The sequence below is a fragment of the Geomonas oryzae genome, assembly GCF_004117875.1.
Lineage (GTDB): Bacteria > Desulfobacterota > Desulfuromonadia > Geobacterales > Geobacteraceae > Geomonas > Geomonas oryzae.
The window spans coordinates 462,334-478,820 of sequence record NZ_RAHW01000001.1; the positions used below are offsets into that span (position 1 = coordinate 462,334).

Below are 16,487 nucleotides of genomic sequence, written 5' to 3' on the forward strand. Positions count from 1 at the left end.
GGATTGCCCGTCTGCTTGCACCGATATGGATACGCGGCAGCTTTGCAAAGCATAGCGAAGCCGCCTGCTTCACTTGGCGACCGCTGCGCTTTTTCCTTAAAGTTTCCGAGCAATTCCCCCGACACGTCTATCAGACGGAGCAGTAGTAATCGAAACCGAATGTTGCTATACTACGGTGGTTGTCAAAGATTTATCAGCCTTAATCCTTCTGTGTGAATTGCATGTAGTGCAGAAACAGGGAGACAGGAGATGGCGGAAGGTCTGCAACTGAGGAAATTTCTCGCACCCGAATTCATCTTCGGAGCAGGTGCTAGAGAACTGGCCGGGCGTTATGCCAGGAACTTCGGCGGCCGGAAGGTGCTCGTGGTCTCGGACCCCGGCGTGGTCCGGGCGGGATGGACCGCCGATGTCACCAAGAGCCTCGAGGCGGAGGGGCTCCCCTACGTCCTTTTCACCGCACTAACCCCCAACCCCAAGGCCGAGGAGGTCATGGCCGGGGTCGCCTTGTACCGCGAGGAGCGCTGCGACGTGATCGTGGCGGTGGGGGGGGGAAGCCCGATCGACTGCGCCAAAGGGATCGGCATCGTTTCCTCGAACCACAGGCACATCCTCGAGTTCGAGGGGGTGGACATGGTGAAGGCGCCCATGCCTCCCCTGATCTGCATCCCGACCACCGGGGGAACCTCGGCCGACGTCTCGCAGTTCGCCATCATCAGCAACCCGCTCGAACGGGTCAAGATCGCGATCATCAGCAAATCGGTGGTGCCCGACATCGCCCTCATCGATCCCATCACCCTCACCACGATGGATCCGTACCTCACCGCCTGCACCGGTCTCGACGCCATGACCCACGCCATCGAGGCCTTCGTCTCCACCGCCAGCTCTTCGATGACCGACCTGCACGCGCTGGAAGCGGTAAAGATCCTCTCCTCCAGCCTCATTCCCAGCATCCGCAACCCGGAGGACCAGGAGCTCAGGAGCCAGGTGATGATGGGGAGCCTGCAGGCGGGGCTCGCCTTCTCCAACGCGATCCTAGGTGCCAACCACGCCATGGCGCACAGCCTTGGCGGCGCCCTCGATCTCGCGCACGGCGAATGCAACGCCATCCTTCTCGATCACGTCATCGACTTCAACTTCGACGCCGCTCCGGAACGCTTCGAGCGCATCGCGCAGGCGATGGGACTCGACCTGCGCGGCATTCCCGTCCTTCAGAAGAAGAAGCTCCTCATCGAGCATGTGCGTTCGATGAAGGCCCAGGCAGGCGTGGCACGCACCCTGGCCGAGGTGGGAGTCGGGGTCGACGATCTCAAGCAGTACAGCGAGCACGCACTGAAAGACCCCTGTATGGCCACCAACCCGCGCCGCGCCTCAAAGAGGGACATAGAGGTCGTCTATGAAGAATCCCTCTGATCCGCCCGACTCCCCCCCACGCGACGACCTCGACTCCCTCGAGACCCTGCAGCGCAAGCTCGCGGGTTTCGGGGAGAACTCGCTGCGCAAGACCTACTACCCCGAACTCCAGGACCGCCTCGAGGAGCTGGAACGGCTGAAGGCGTTCCTCGATCACAGCAACGACGCCATCTTCCTCGTCGAAACGGTGACCGGCCGGATCGTGGACCTGAACGACTCCGCCTGCCGCCAGACGGGATGGAGCCGCGAGGAACTCCTGGCAAAGTCCCTCTTCGAGGTATCCGACCTGCGGCATTCCAGCGCCGAAGCGCTGATACGCGCCCCGGAGCGCCGGGAAGAGCCGCGCGAACTGATCGTCACCGAGCTGCACAAAAAAGGGGGCGGGCGCTTCTGGGCCGAGCTCACCCTGAACCGGACGCAGTTTCGCGACAAGGCATACGTCCTCGCGGTGGCGCGCGACATCACCACCCGCCGCGCCGTCGAGGAGGCGCTGCGCCAGAGCGAGGAGTTCCTGAAGAACGTGGTCGATCACATCCCCGCCATGGTCTTCGCGAAGGACGCCGCGAAGCTGCGCTTCATCACCATCAACAAGTACGGCGAGGAGCTCCTCGGTTTTTCCCGCAAGGAGATCCTCGGCAGGAGCAACCACGACCTCTTCCCAAGCGAGCAGGCCGACTTCTTCAGCGCCAAGGACCGGGAGACCCTCGAGTCGGGTGAACTGGTCGAGATCCCCGAGGAGGTGATCAGCACCGCCGCCGGGAACCGTATCCTGCACACGAAGAAGATCCCCCTCATGGACGACCATGGAAAGGCTCGCTACCTCCTGGGCATCGCCGAGGACATCACCGAGAAGAAACAGCTCGAGGAGAAGCTCCTGCAATCCCAGAAGATGGAGGCGATCGGGCAGCTGGCCGGCGGGGTGGCACACGACTTCAACAACATCCTCATGGTCATCATGGGGTACGGCAGCATGCTGAGAAGCGATCCCTCCCTGGCGTCGGGACACCGGGAGCAGGTGGAGCGGATCATGGAGGCCGCGGATAAGGCGGCCCAGCTCACCGCCGGCCTGCTCACCTTCAGCAGGAAGCAGGTGATAAAGACGCAGACCGTCGACCTGAACGAGGTGATCCGGCGCGTGGAAAAGTTCCTCTCCCGCATCATCGGGGAGGACGTGCAGCTCAAGTCGCAGCTTCCCGAGCACCCGCTCCCGGTGGAGATGGACAGCAACCAGATCGAACAGGTGCTGGTGAACCTCGCCACCAACGCGCGCGACGCCATGCCGCGCGGGGGGCTACTCACCGTCTCCACGTCGCTGCAGCGCATCGACCAGGGGTTCGTCGATGCCAACGACGCCGGCTCGCCCGGCCCCTACGCGGTGGTCTCCATCTCCGACACCGGCAGCGGGATGGACGAGGCGACGCGCAGGAGGATCTTCGAACCCTTCTTCACCACCAAGGAGCTGGGCAAGGGGACCGGGCTCGGCATGTCCATCGTGTACGGCATCGTGAATCAGCACGGCGGCTTCATCAACGTCTACAGCGAGCCGGGCCTTGGCACCACCTTCAAGATCTACCTGCCGCTCAGCCCCTCCGCCTTCGAGGCGGCCGAAGCGCTCAGGGAGCTGGAGCACCCGCGCGGCGGGAGCGAGACCATCCTCGTGGTCGAGGACGAGGCGAACCTGCGCACCCTCCTGGAGCAGATCCTCTCCGGCGCCGGGTATCAGGTGCTGGTGGCGGAAAACGGCGCCGTCGCCGTCGACACCTTCGCAAGAAACGAGGGGAAGATCGCCCTCATCCTCATGGACATGGTGATGCCGGGGATGAGCGGCAAAGAGGCCTGCGGCGCCATCCGCAGGATCGCTCCGTCGGCGCGCGTCCTCTACACGAGCGGCTACACCATGGACATCATCAAGAGCCGCGACCTCCTGGAGGAGGGCACCGAGCTGATGACGAAGCCGGTGCGCCCGGCCGATCTTTTAAGAAAGGTGCGGGAGATGCTGGACCGCTAGAACTCGCGGCAGCGCAAAAGGAAGAGACGGTCGGCGTAGCTGCCGGCGCGTTTGAGATCGGAAGGGGAGAGTTCGGCCGCCGTAACGGGGCGACGGAAGCGGCGCAGGAAGCGGCGTTCCGCACCGTTTAGGGGGCCGTTTTCGTTTCCGAACCGCCCCGGGATGTGAACCGGGGTGAGCCGCCAGGGGGAAAGGGCCGGGAGAAGACAGGGGTTCAGGCGAAAGACCGCGCTCGAGTCGGGGCAAGGGCCCTTCACGCGGCGCCCGAGGTACAGCACGAAGTTCCCGGGGGACTTTTTCTCCTTCTCCATAGTCAGGATCCGTTCCACCTCGCGCTCCGGCTCCGGGAGGGCGCCCCGGTGCGCGAAACGAAGCGGGGTGAGCCCGCTTGCCGCGACGAGCTCCATCAGCTCCCCTATGCGATAGCTTTTCACCTGCGGATGCAGCAGGGCATCGGCGAGCCCCGCCCGGCTCGCCACCTCGCCGGAACTTTCGAAGAACTCCCTCAGCCGGGAGCCTTTTGCGCTGCGCGCCACCATCCTTTTAACCGCCTCGGGCTCTTTCACCTTCAAAAGCCTGAGCGCACGCCGGATGGCATCCTCCTCGCGCCGGGTGTAGCGGCTGTAGACCATCACCCTCATGATCCCCCCTTCCCCGAGGCGCGCGGCGAGCGCGCGCACCCCCGCTTCCGGCTCCGGAAGGTGGTGCAGCACCCCGTAGGCGTCGATGAAACCGTAGGGGCCGACGGCGAGCGCCGGGTCGAGGAGGTCCCCGGCCACGAAATCTACCCCGGTCACCCCGTGCACGAGGCAGTGCAGCCGGGCGCGCTTGAGGCTCGACTCGGAGAGGTCGAGGGCGGTGATCCGGGCCTTCGGGTTGGCGACGGCGAAAGGATAGGGGGCGAAGGTGCCGCACCCGGCGATGAGGATGCGGGCGAGATCGGTCGGTGGAAGTCCGCCGTTGAAGAGGGACCAGAGGGCGTCGAGGTTGTTCGCGTAGGTGTCGGCGCGGCGCACCGAGGCAAAGAGGGGATAACTCGGGTAGGGGTAAAGCTCGTAGTGGCGGCGGACGGCATCGGGCATGACCGACACTCTAGCGCGGCGGGGCCGCCTTGGCAAGAGGCTCCAATGAGAAAGGGGCGGAAAAATCCGCCCCCCTCTTTGCCATTGCCGATGACCTCGCGGGCACCGGCCGGTTTCATCGTCAATCGTCAATTGCTACATGACGATCTTGACCATCGCCTGCGGCGCGTACTCGTTCACGCCGCTTACGCCGAACTTGTTGTGCCAGTAGATGAACTCGGTGCCGAAGTAGACGCTTTTCGGAGCGTCCCAGAACTTGCCGAGGTCGAGGAGCAGGCGGGGCTGGGCGTCGATGTTGAAGACGAGGTTCCCTTCGCCGCCGGCGATGTCGGTGAACCCTTCGAAGAGCATGTCGGCCTTGCCCACGCTGAAGGGAAGCTGCCAGCAGGGGGTCACCTGGTAGGTGCTGCCGGACTGCTTCGGGTCGTTGCGCACGTAGACGTTCAGGTCGGCGAAGTTGAACTTCGGCAGGTTGAGGCTGAAGCCGACGCCGTAGAGGTAGTTGCGGAAGCCCTGACCCATCTCCAGGGTGCCGGCTACCAGCACGTCCTTCACGAAAGGAGCGGAGAGGTCGCGGCCGGTTATCTTGCCGATGGAAAGGCGCGGGGAGAGCTCGCCGTAGATCCCGGTGTCGTCCTTCTCGGTATTGGTCACGTCGAAAAAGAGGAAGGTGTCGCCGTACTTCCAGGCGTTGGCATGTTCGACGGTGATGGTGGACTGGGTGTCCTTGGTGCCGGTGAACGGGTTCTTGAACTGCCCCCCCCAGAGGTACTGGATGTTGGTCTCGTTCCAGAGCGTGGCGCCCGCGTGGGCCTCGGTCGCGGCGAACGGCGCGAGTGTCAGGGCGGCCAGGGCCAGGGCCTTGAAACCGGTGGAAAGGGCGCTGCGGATGGATCTCTTCATCTGTGGTGCTCTCCTTGGCTCATTAGTAAAAAAAAGGCCCGTGAAACTACCACGTTTTTTGATTCAGTTCACCTTTTTTTGATCTAATTAAACCAAGCAAAACAGTCGACATGCGAAAGCGGAGCAGGAGCGGCGCCCGGGGCGGAGCGATCCCGCGCGCTTCACCTCCGGACGGCGGGGCTAACCGCCGCCGTCTAGCACCTCGCGGACCTTCGCGGCAAGGGTGGGGAGGGTGAACGGCTTGGGGAGGAAATGCACCCCCTCGTTGATTACGCCGTGGCGGGCGATGAAGTCCGAAGCGTAGCCGGACATGAAAAGGGTCTTGACGCCGGGGTTCGCGATCCCGAGTTTCAGCGCCAGATCGCTGCCGTTCATCCCCGGCATGATCACGTCGGTGATGAGGAGCTCAGGGGCCCGCTCCAGCCGGGAGACCGTTGCAAGCGCCTCTTCCGGGGTCGAGGCGACGGTGACCCGATACCCCAGCTTGACCAGCATGTCGGAAACCATCTCGCGCACCCAGAGCTCATCCTCCACGACGAGGATGCTCTCGTCCCCCTTCTGGTAGAGCGCCTCCTCCTCGCCCCGCACGCCTCCCTCTTCATCCGGGACGGACGGAAGGTAGATACGGAAGACGGTCCCTTCCCCGGGGGCACTCTCCACCTTGATCCCTCCCCCGTTTTGCTTCACGATGCCGAAGACGGTGGCAAGGCCGAGTCCCGTCCCCTTTCCCGGCTCCTTGGTCGTGTAGAAGGGCTCGAAGATGTGGTCGAGGACCGTCCCGGCCATCCCCTGCCCTGTATCGCTCACCGAGAGGAGCACGTACCTGCCGGGGGCGAGCCCGGAGGCGGCCTCGAGCGGGTTACCCGACAGGGTCGCGTTTTGCGTGCTGATGGTGATCCGTCCGACGCCGGCGATGGCGTCGCGCGCGTTGACGCAGAGGTTGGCGAGGAGCTGGTCCACCTGCGAGGGATCGATGTTGACCCGGTCCACCCCGTCCCCCGGCACCCAGAGCAGCTCGATCTCCTCGCCGATCAGCCGCCTGAGCATCTTCAGCATCCCGGCCACCGCCTCGTTCACCTCGATCACCCGCGGCAGCACGTTCTGGCGTCTGGCGAAGGTCAGAAGCTGCCTGGTGATGCTGGAAGAGCGGTTGGCGGCATCGAGGATCGCCTCCAGGTGCCTGCGCTGCCCTTCAGCGAGCTCGTCGTCCATGAGCCCAAGCTCCGCGTGCCCCAGGATGACGCTCAGCATGTTGTTGAAGTCGTGGGCGACACCGCCGGCCAGCTGGCCGACCGACTCCATCTTCTGCGCCTGCAGGAACTGCTGCTCGACGCGCCGCTGCTCCGTGATGTCCAGGATGATGGTGAAAAGCCGCTTCTCTCCCCCCACCGCGATGGTCTCGGTCCACATCCGGCAGAGCACCGGCCGCCCCGTGCTCGCGTACAGGGTGAGTTCCAGATCCTTGATCCGCCCATCCCTCAGCATCCGCTCTTTCAACTGGTCACGCTGGGTCTGCGTCACGAGCCCCAGGTCCACCGAGCGCTTTCCGATCACCTCGTCCCGGCTCCACTGCACCGCATCCAGGAAGCGCTGATTCACCTCGAGGTAGACCCCGTCCTCAAGCGAGCTGACCGCCAGCATGAGGGGCGCGTTGTTGAACGCCGCGGCGAAACGCTCGTTGCTCTCCAGCAGATCCTGCTCCGCCCGCTTGTTCGCCACCGACTTCCAGACCGACTCCATGAGGAGGGTCAACTGCAGCACGTCGGTGTCGTCGTATTCGCTTTCCTTGTTGGCCATGCCGACCACGGCGACGATCCGGTCGCCGGCGAAGACCGGGATGCTCATGAAGCGGCTGAGATGCGCGTGCCCTTGCGGATACCCCTTTTTAAGCGCGCTCTCCGCGGCGTAGTCGTTCACGACGACCGCCCTGCGCTGGCGTACCACCTCGCCCCAAAGCCCGGTCTTTTCCAGGGTGCACAAGATCTCCCGCTCGGGGAGGCCGCACTCCCGCATGACGTCGCGCGACCAGCAGTTCAGGGTGAACTCTGAACGCTCCTCGTCGTAATGGCCGATGAACCCGATCCGGCTTCCGGTCAATCGGATCGCCTCTTCGAGCGCGTTGTCCAGGAACCCCTGCACCGACTCGGACGGGTACTGCAGGATCCCCAGAAGGGTGACCAGGCGCGACTCGCTGAGCCTGATCTTCTCGGTGTCCTGCCGCTGTCGCGTGATGTCCCGGTTCGAGGCCCTGAGCCCGAGGAACACGCCTTCCTCGAAGATGGGGCGGCACAGGTGCTGGATCCAACGCAGCTCTCCGCCGCGGGTCAGGATGGGCACCTCCAGCGTTCTGGCCGGCCGGGACGGGTCGGGTATCCCTTGGTGCAGTGCCCTCAGGCTCTCCCTGAAATCGTGGTGCACCACACGGTACAAAAGCTCCGGTTCCTCCTGGAACTCCTCCCTCGCATAGCCGGTGAGCTCGATGCAGGAAGGGGACATGTACCTGATCGCCCCGTCCGGTCCCACCCAGTATTCCCAGTCCTGGGTCCAGTCGCACACGGTACGGAACTTCTGTTCGTTTGCCGTCAGCCGCCGCGTGTCCTCGAAACGGCGCCGTGACGACACCGCTATGCCGGCGGTACCGAGCACCCAAAGCAGGAAGTAGCGCCCGACCGTGTTCCGGTCACTTGCCGCCTGCTGCTCCAAGCGCGCCACCAAAGGTACCGAGATGACCAGGGCGCCCCGCACCGCGCCCTCCCTGTCGCCCGATGCGCTGTGGCAGGTGAGGCAGGAGGTTTCCGTCACGAAGGCGGAGATGAAACGGAGATAGGGAGCCCCGGCGATACTGGCAACCTGGGACCGCTCCCGGGACTCACCCCGCTCGAAGGCGAGCAGGCTCTCCCGCTCCCAGGGGTCCGGGGCGTTCACGGGATTCACGGGTTTTAAACTGGTGATCCTGCTGGTGACAGGGGGGAGGTGCGGCGCCTGGCGCGGGGAAGGGACCGTCGCAAAGACCATGCGCGTCAGGTAGGCCGGATTCACCAGGGTAAGCCGCATCCCTTCGGTGGTGGTTACATCGCGGCGGACAACGGTGAGATAGGGATTGGGAGCGGCCTTCCCGACGGGAACGTAGACGCCCCCCATCCTGGCGGCCCAGGCGCGGTACTGCAGATTGAGGCGGAAGTAGTCGCGGGCCTCGTCTTCGGCCCGCTGCAGCATCTCTTTGCGGTCGCCGGTAACCGCCGTCGCCGCCAGCGCCACGATGACCACGGTCCAGACGGCAATGGAGAAGATACCGTACTTTTTAAGAAGACAACCCTTTGTCTTGCTTGGCATTGAATCACCCGGCCCGATACTGCACGCAGGGTGGCTCACCCTGCTGATCACTCATCACAATGTCACGTAGAGCACGCTATGCTGGCGATGCTCTCCCTGACTCATTTATCGGCACCCGGCAGGCTGAGTTTAATCATTTTCATCAAAAGGCTAAATGTTGTCTCTCCATTTGATCAACGCTTCCATCATCTGGTTCGATACCAGGCTGAACTCCCCATCCAATTCCATCATCCGCTTCGCCCCCTCAGGGTCACCTTCAACCGCCATATGCGCCACGTTGCAGGCCACCTTGTGAAACTCGGCATGCAGTTCCTTCACCCTCTGGTAGTAGGCGGAGGCACGGTGCCTGGGGGGGATTTCGCTGCCGTAGAACCACTTGCCGAAAGCACAGTCATGTTCGGTGCACGGTCCCTTGGGGCTTTCCAGTTCCCCTTTGGCTATCACCTCATTGAGTCTGTACTTGTACAAGGCATGCTCGCTTATGGCGTTGTTGATCTCCTGTTTATCCATCTTCTCCCTCACAGATATTATGAGTTGCCGCGGACGAAAGAAATGTCTTCCTCTTATCGGCAGCAAACACGACAACTTAAGTAAGCAAAGTGCATTCCAAAAAATATCTCACACGCCGATGACGCTCCGACACCGGCCGCCAAACCCCTTTTCCTGCTGAAATATATGTGGAATCTCGATGCAAGCCGACCAACCGACAAATGACTTCAAGTTAATGTGATTTGGATCACAACACCCACAGGTGGGTCGAACCCCCCACATCTGCGAAGCCCACCGAATAATTACACCTTTTTGGTAAGTCAGGTCAGCAAACAAGTCAGGGGAGGGAGCCCGACGATCCTCGGGGCGAAAACATACCCAATTAGTTCAGCCCAACACAGCCCCCCTCAGCGACAGCAAGCCCTTACCCGCTTCATGCCGCCCTGCTCACTCCTGTCGCTCAACGACAGGTCCTCAACAGGGCAAGACTGAACCTTACACTTTTTTCGGCCCTTCCCTACTGACACAACGACGTATACGGCTTAGACAGATGGTTCAGCTGTGGTAAACTTTCCGGATTATTTTGTCGCAATTGATGGATTTGCAATAGCTGATCCAGCACTTATGGCACAGGAGAAGAGCCACATGCTTACCATGCAGGAAATCAAAGCTCACTATTACTTCACCGAAACCGATGCCGAACTGCTCAAAGAGCTTTTCCCGCTCGCGCAGGAGAACAGCCAGGCCATGGTCGAGGAGTTCTACTCGTACCTTCTGAAGATCCCCGAGACCGCCGTGTTCCTGCGCGACCCGAAGGACCTCGCCCGGCTGAAGAGAACCCATTCGGAATGGTTCCTCTCCCTTTTCTCGGGGCACTACGACAACGAGTACATGCTCACCCTGCAGGCGATCGGCCAGGCCCACGTGCGCATCAAGGTGAGCGCCCACTACGTGAACGCCGCCATGAACGTGGTGCGCCGCTTCCTGATCGAGATGCTGCAGGCGAACTTCCCCGACATCGCGGTCCGGCGCAAGTACCGCATCGCGGTCGAGAAGATCCTGGACATCAACCTGGACGTCATGAGCACCTCCTACCAGGAAGAGGAGCTGCGCAAGGTCTTCGTCTCGCACAAGCTCGAGTCCAAGCTCATCCACGCCGCCGAGCGCTTCACCTACGGCTTGAACCTCATCCTCGTCATAGCGCTCACCGGCGTCTCCCTCTCCGTGGTGACCCTCTTCTTCTATGACCTGGTCCACATCTTCCAGGGGAACTTCGAGAAGGGTATCCTCTCCGCGCTCGGCTCGCTGCTCATCCTCTGGATGATGATCGAGCTCATGGACAACGAGATCAAGACGCTCAAGGGAGGGAAGTTCAACATCCTGATCTTCATCGGCGTGATCATCGTCGCCCTGATCCGGGAGATCCTGATCTCGACCCTGCGCCACGACGCCCTGGAGACCCAGGCATTTCTCGCCGGGACGCTCCTCATCCTGGGGATCGTCTACTTCCTGGTGGCGAAGAGCCAGACCGTCACCGCGCACTGACGCCGGAAAACGGCGGCAAAAAAGGCGTCCCGCTTGCTGCAGGGCGCCTTTTTCCGTCTTGGAGGGCGACGAAGCGGAACTACCAGGAGTAAAGGTAGGAAAGCTCCGCGCCTAGGGCGCGCGCATCGCGCGGGCTGGGGTCGCTCAGGGTAGCCCCCACCCTGAAGCCGTGGCTTGCCACGGCGAGGCTGAAGGCTGCGTACTCGATGTTGTAGGCGAGGGAGAGATCAACCCAGGGGAAACGGTAGTCGGCCGAGAGCCAGGTGCGCGGCCTCCCTTGCACGAAGATGCAGGTCCCCCCGGCGCTCAGACTCCCGTAGTCGTAACCGAGGGAGAGGTCTGTCTTCACCGGAATCGTCTGCCGCAGGCTCTTTTTCCCCTCGTATCCGCTGATGCTCGGGGTGAAGTCCTGGTACCCGTTGGGCGCGGTCGTCGAGGTGGGGTTGACCGCATAGGCCTTCGTGTAGGGGACCGAATCCCACATGAGCGTGCCGGCCAGGTCCCTTAAGAGCAGCTCGGCGTGCCACCCCCCCCTGCGGTAGCTCGCCCCGAGGTCCCCGCTGTAGCCGTACCCCCACCCGAGCGTCTCGTCGTCCACGCGGTAGAGGATGTTGTGCCCGTAGGCGTAGTCGAGGTACAGGTCGTAGTCGTAGCTTTTCGATCCGGTCGCGGTGACCGCGCCGCTCATCGAGCCGTACTGCAGGTAGTGCGGCGTCATGACGCGCAGGGTGAGCCCGGCGGAGAGCCCCTGGAGCACCGCGTCCAGGCTCGCACCCCGCGAGACCTCGACGCCGCTTGCCGTCCATCCCCTCATCCTGATGTCCGCCTGGTAGCGACGCCCCGTGGTCAGGTCGAGTTTCTTCTTCACGCTGTAGATGAACTCGATGGAGTCACGGTTGCTGTCTACGAAGAGCTCGCCGCGGTTGAATGCCGCCACCCGCCAGTTGTGCGCCACCACCCCGCTTCCCGCATACCAGTACAGGTCGGCCAGGTTGTGCTCCTTCGGCGTGAAGCGCCCCTTCCAGCTGTCATCGACGATGCTCATGACCGGCAGCACCGTGTCCGCGGCGAAGGCCGAAGCTTCCAGAAAGGCTCCATCCTTATGCCCTGCGAGCAGGGCGGGGTTGAAACCGCTCATGGGCACGGCGCCCAGGGCCGGCGACGCCGCAAAGATGATGGGGATGCCGCAAAGGAGTGCGGCAGCTCTCAAAAGGGGCAGGAAAAGGGAGGCCTTGCGGCCTCCCTGCAATGCATGGTTCATCAGGTTTTCCTTCGGGAGGTACTGCTTGAGAGGCTAGATCAGTGTCTCGAAATAGCTGTCGGCGTAGGTCACCTTCGGGACGCCGAGCGGGCTCGAGAAAGTGGCGACATCGTCACCGCCGCTTGCCTTCATGCTCCCGCTGAACCTGCTCTCGGCCGGCTTACTCTTGTCGTTGACGATGGTGCCATGAAGACCCGCCTGGTTCGACAAGGTCGCCGAGGTCACCTCCGTAAAGACGTTGTAGGTTCCGGTGCAATCGAGCCAGATGGTCGCGTCGTTCGCCAGCGTCCTCGTGTACTTCACCTCGAAGTTGATCACCTGGAAAACAGACATGCTTGCCTTCAGCATGGCCGTGATATTGACGCCGTTGCCGGCCACCAGAGAGCCGTTGAAGATGCCGCTCCACTGCGGGAAGTTGGTCTGGTCGTCGGCGAGGGTCGGGTTGTAGCTGGATGCGTTGGAGAAGGTCCCGGTCAGGGTCCCCTGCAGCGTCATGGTGACGGTCCCCTGGTCCAGCGCCTCGATCTTACCGCTGAAGGCGGCCTGGGTCGGTATGGTGGCATTCCCCTCGTTGGGGCTTATGTTGGGGTTCCACACGAGCGTCGGGATGTCGATGCTGCCGGTGACGCGGGCCGTGGAGCTGGTCGCCACCCCGCTGAAGTAGGCCTTGGTGAGCATGACGCTGTCCGGCATGGTCGGGTTCTGGGTGAGGGTGAAGGTCAGCTTCCGGTTGTTCGCGCTGTCGTCGAAGTCGAAGGACGCCACGGGCGTAATGAGTTTCCCCCTGAAGGTAATCGCCATGGTCGTGTCCGAGACGACCGCACTGTAGGAGGCGGTCATGGTGGCGTTGCCGCCGCTTGCCGTCTTCAGGGTGGTGAAGTTGACGCTCCCGCTCGTCGGCATGTTGACGTCGTTCACCGTGACGGTGCCGGAGAGCAGGGTCACGTTGGCGTCGGTGACGATGGTGACCGTCGCCGTGGTGCCGGTGCTGCCCGTGACGATGGTGAGCGTCTGCCCGGGATGCTTCTCCGGATCGGTGAAGGGATAGGTCGTCCCCGGGGTGATGCCCGTGAGGCCGCCGACCGAGGTGACCACCCAACCCACCAGATCGCCTACGCTTGAAAGCTCGGGGCCGACCGTGGTCTGCAGTTCGGCCGCGGTGGCGTCGAACGGGGTCTTGAGCGTGCTCCCCACGTCCCCTGTGTGGTAGTCGACCACGGTGAGAACCGTGTTGCGCAGGTCGCTTATCATGGCCTTCGCCTGCGCCACGCCGTTCGGGTTCTCGGGGGGATTCACCTCGCTGTCGGTGAAATGCTGGATGGTGCCGTACATGGAGGTTGTTTCGGTGTTGATGGTGGGGGCGAGCATCGGCTCGGGGCCGCTGGTCAGGGCGACGATCGCCTGGGTGAGGGCACCCCCGGTCGTCGAAAGCATCGGGGTTTCCGCGGAGAGATCGGACTGGATCATCCCGATGGCGTCTTTCACGTCGCTTGCGTCGCCGTTTTTGACCATCTGGGAGATGGCGGCGAGGGCCACACCGTAGTCCACGGCGGTCTGGCTCGAAGCTGATGCGACCTTGGTCGCGTCGGTGACGTCGACCGGCTGGGTGCCGATGATGTCCACGCCGAACGCGGTGCTGACCACCGCGTTACTGTGGTCTATGTTCGTCTTGCTGAAGCCTCCCGCAGCCGAACTCATCTGCTTGAAGGCGACATCGGTAAGCGGGGTTACCGCCACGTTTACTGAGCCGGTTACATCGGAAAGCGCCGCCTTCAGCACCGTGTTGGGCACGTCTGCCGTCCCTGTCGCCTCGTCTAAGTAGGTGCCGCCGGTGACGATCACGATGAGGTTTCCCTTGTAGGAGAGGTTCTGCACCTTGTACGTGCCGTCGGACCCGGTCGTACCGGTGCCGAGAAGCCTGCCCCGGGTCCCGTCGGCGTTGACGGCGTACACCGACACCGCACCGTCCTTGATCGGCCCTTTCGAGGCGACACCGTTCACCGTGGTCGAAGAGGAGGAGGATCCTCCCCCGCCACAGGCTGCCAGCAGGGAGCACAACACTGCAAGTACAACGATACTCTTGAGCGACCGATACACTTGTTCCATGAAGCACCTCCTTGTTAGATGTAAGCCAACAAAGAGTATCACCCGCCCATCCTGAGACAACATTATTTACTTATTATTAATCGTATACGGAACGCACTGCCAGTGAGGAGGGTCTAATGCCTTGAGAGAGACAGCGGCGGTCGGTCCGTCGCAACGGGAAATACTGCCGTTACCGTTGCAATGCAGCGAGGTGGCGGGAAGGCCGGCATGATCTAGGCGTGCGGGCGCTCAGACTCCCCGCCGGCGGTCATCACCGCGACCAGTCCCAGCACCCCGCAAAGCGCCATCGCGGCGGTCATGGGGACCGCGGTGCCGTCGTGGATCGCCCCGACGAGCGCCCCGCCGGAGGCGCCCAGGAGGTACTGGATGGTGCCGAGCAGGGCGGAAGCGCTCCCGGCCGCCTTGTCGAAGGGGGCGAGCGCGAGTGCCGTTATGTTCGGGTAGAGAAGACCGGTCATGCAGAGGCAGACGAAGATGAACAGCATCTGCAGCGGGAACCCGCCGAAGCCGGTCGCGGCCGCGGCGATGAGGAGGGAGCCGGACACCCCGGCGGTCAGAAAGGCGAAGAGTGCTATGCGCCTCGGGGCGTAGCGGCGCAGCAGGCGGCGGTTCATCTGCGAGGCGCCGATCAGGCCGCAGGCGTTGACGCCGAAGAAGACGCCGAAAAACTGAGGGGAGAGCCCGTGCAGCTCGATGAAGACGAAGGGGGCGCCGGAGATGTAGGAGAAGTTGACCCCCGCCACGCAGCCAAGCCCCACCGCGTAACGCAGGTAGCGGCGGTTCTTCAAAAGGTGACCGTAGACCGCCACCATGTCGGCCGTGCTTCTTTTTACGCGCCGCTCCGGGGGGAGCGACTCGGGAAGGGCCAGGGCCGCCGCCACAAGGGAGGCGAGGCCGAAGATGCTCAGGAAGACGAAGATCCCCCTCCATCCGGTGAAGAGGAGCAGCTGTCCCCCGGCAAGCGGCGCCAGAATCGGCGCAAGCCCCATCACCAGCATGAGCAGTGAAAACATCCGCGCCGCCTCAGCCGTGTCGTAGAGGTCGCGCACCACCGCACGGGAGATCACCATCCCCGCCCCGCCCCCGAGCGCCATCATCACGCGCCAGAGCAAAAGAGCGGTTCCCGAGTGTACCAGCGCGCAGCCGATGGTCGAGGCGACGTACAGCGACAGTCCGAGCAGAAGCGGCTTGCGCCTTCCCCAGCGGTCCGCCAGCGGCCCGTAGAAGAGCTGTCCCAGCGCGGAGCCGAAGAGAAAGGCGGAGACGGAGAGCTGCACCGTGCTGAGCGGCACGTGGAGGTCGCGCGCCATCTGCGGGAAGGCAGGAAGGTACATGTCTATGGACATGGCGGAAAAAGCGGTCAGGGCGCCGAGGATGAGCACGAAGACGGCCAGCTGGCGCCGGCTCATCTGAGAGGGGTGGAGGGGTGCCGGCTTTGTAACAGGGTTCATCGAAACCTCACTGCGCCGAAAGTTGCTTCATACAACTATTCGGTGAAAAAAAACTAGCGGTCGAGATTGCCGCAGGCGCGGCGCAGGACGTCGCGGCAGATCTCGAGGTCTCCTGCGCCGATCCCTTGCTGGGCTTCCTCGAGGATGCCCCGGGCGAGGCGGGTGGCGCGGTCCATGACCTCCTTGCCCAGGTCGGTCAGGTAGAGCAGGCGCTCGCGCGCGTCGTTGGGACTTGGCAGCCGGACGATGAGCCCGCGCTCCTCGAGTACCGCCGCGAGCCGTGCCATGGTGGTCTTGTCCTTCGCCGTCTTTCCCGCCAGCATCCCCTGGGCCAGCCCGTTGCACTCCCAGAGCTGCACGAGGAGCGAGTACTGTTCCGAGGTGATCGGCACCTCGTTTTGCACGAGCACCGCGTTGAAACGCCTGAGCACCATCCTCGAAAAGCGGGAGGCCAGGTGCCCCAGCGATTTGTCCAGTTTGTAGTCGGTAAGTGCGTCCATTGGTTGCACCATACAACTAATTAAAAACGAAGTCAACCGGACCGGCCGCAAAGCCCCCCTCCACTTGCGGAAGGTTATTCATGGAATTCCGCGGATGGCAGAAAACAGCGACCACGAAGCATCTCGGGTGCCCACGCGCTCCCCCCTTTGCGAAGGGGGGACGGGGGGGATTTGCCTTTGCATCGTTCCTACGGTCCAGCGTGGGAACGCAAAGCCTCGGACGCTCCGGCGTCTGCTTGCGTGACGCCCCCCCAAAAGGTGCTGCACATCTAGCCGGGCTAAATCCCCTCTGTCCCCCCTTCGCAAAGGTTCTTCAGGAAATTCCGGGAGAAACGCCCTTTGAGGCCTCCCCCTCCCCCTCCCGCAAGGGGAGGGGGACTAGAGGCGCCTGTTCCCCGG

The 16,487-nt window shown here is 63.1% G+C and carries 11 protein-coding genes; 3 read left to right on the forward strand and 8 right to left on the reverse strand.

Going from position 1 to position 16,487, the window contains the following annotated elements; genetic code table 11:
• Positions 1-249 precede the first annotated feature (249 nt).
• Both ercA and D6Z24_RS02130 read left to right on the forward strand, forming a co-directional pair.
• Positions 250-1,410, forward strand: a complete 1,161-nt coding sequence (gene ercA, locus D6Z24_RS02125; protein ID WP_129124887.1) for an alcohol dehydrogenase-like regulatory protein ErcA — start codon at positions 250-252, stop codon at positions 1,408-1,410.
• Positions 1,394-3,418: a hybrid sensor histidine kinase/response regulator gene (locus D6Z24_RS02130; RefSeq protein WP_129124888.1), complete on the forward strand. Its 2,025-nt coding sequence runs from the start codon at positions 1,394-1,396 to the stop codon at positions 3,416-3,418. The genes ercA and D6Z24_RS02130 overlap by 17 nt, the downstream gene beginning before the upstream one ends.
• Here the strand turns inward: D6Z24_RS02130 and D6Z24_RS02135 are convergent.
• The 4 genes from D6Z24_RS02135 to D6Z24_RS02150 all read right to left on the reverse strand — a co-directional run bounded on the left by D6Z24_RS02135 (position 3,415) and on the right by D6Z24_RS02150 (position 9,246).
• Positions 3,415-4,500 carry a class I SAM-dependent methyltransferase gene (locus D6Z24_RS02135; protein ID WP_129124889.1) on the reverse strand — a complete coding sequence of 362 codons (1,086 nt, stop codon included), beginning with the start codon at positions 4,498-4,500 and terminating at the stop codon, positions 3,415-3,417. The two genes, D6Z24_RS02130 and D6Z24_RS02135, sit on opposite strands and share 4 nt — an antisense overlap.
• 135 nt (positions 4,501-4,635) lie before the next feature.
• On the reverse strand, positions 4,636-5,403 hold the full coding sequence (locus D6Z24_RS02140; protein ID WP_129124890.1) for a DUF5020 family protein: 768 nt from the start codon (positions 5,401-5,403) through the stop codon (positions 4,636-4,638).
• A 180-nt stretch (positions 5,404-5,583) separates the two neighbouring features.
• Positions 5,584-8,736, reverse strand: a complete 3,153-nt coding sequence (locus D6Z24_RS02145; RefSeq protein ID WP_129124891.1) for a GAF domain-containing protein — start codon at positions 8,734-8,736, stop codon at positions 5,584-5,586.
• 150 nt (positions 8,737-8,886) lie between these two features.
• Positions 8,887-9,246, reverse strand: coding sequence for a CZB domain-containing protein (locus D6Z24_RS02150; RefSeq protein WP_129124892.1), 360 nt, complete (start codon positions 9,244-9,246; stop codon positions 8,887-8,889).
• 624 nt (positions 9,247-9,870) lie between these two features.
• Here D6Z24_RS02150 and D6Z24_RS02155 point away from each other — a divergent pair.
• On the forward strand, positions 9,871-10,770 hold the full coding sequence (locus D6Z24_RS02155; RefSeq protein WP_129124893.1) for a protoglobin domain-containing protein: 900 nt from the start codon (positions 9,871-9,873) through the stop codon (positions 10,768-10,770).
• 79 nt (positions 10,771-10,849) lie between these two features.
• Here the strand turns inward: D6Z24_RS02155 and D6Z24_RS02160 are convergent, their stop codons facing one another.
• From D6Z24_RS02160 to D6Z24_RS02175, 4 genes are all read right to left on the reverse strand, one after another.
• Positions 10,850-12,031 (reverse strand): hypothetical protein, encoded by a 1,182-nt coding sequence (locus tag D6Z24_RS02160; protein WP_129124894.1) that lies wholly within the window; start codon positions 12,029-12,031, stop codon positions 10,850-10,852.
• Positions 12,032-12,064: 33 nt separating this feature from the next.
• Complete coding sequence (locus D6Z24_RS02165; RefSeq protein WP_129124895.1) at positions 12,065-14,137, reverse strand: hypothetical protein; 2,073 nt, start codon at positions 14,135-14,137, stop codon at positions 12,065-12,067.
• A gap of 212 nt (positions 14,138-14,349) precedes the next feature.
• The gene (locus D6Z24_RS02170; protein ID WP_129124896.1) at positions 14,350-15,588 is read right to left on the reverse strand and encodes a multidrug effflux MFS transporter; all 1,239 of its coding nucleotides are present in this window, start codon (positions 15,586-15,588) and stop codon (positions 14,350-14,352) included.
• Between the two features lie 53 nt (positions 15,589-15,641).
• Positions 15,642-16,088: a MarR family winged helix-turn-helix transcriptional regulator gene (locus D6Z24_RS02175; RefSeq protein ID WP_162605059.1), complete on the reverse strand. Its 447-nt coding sequence runs from the start codon at positions 16,086-16,088 to the stop codon at positions 15,642-15,644.
• Between the last annotated feature and the right edge of the window lie 399 nt (positions 16,089-16,487).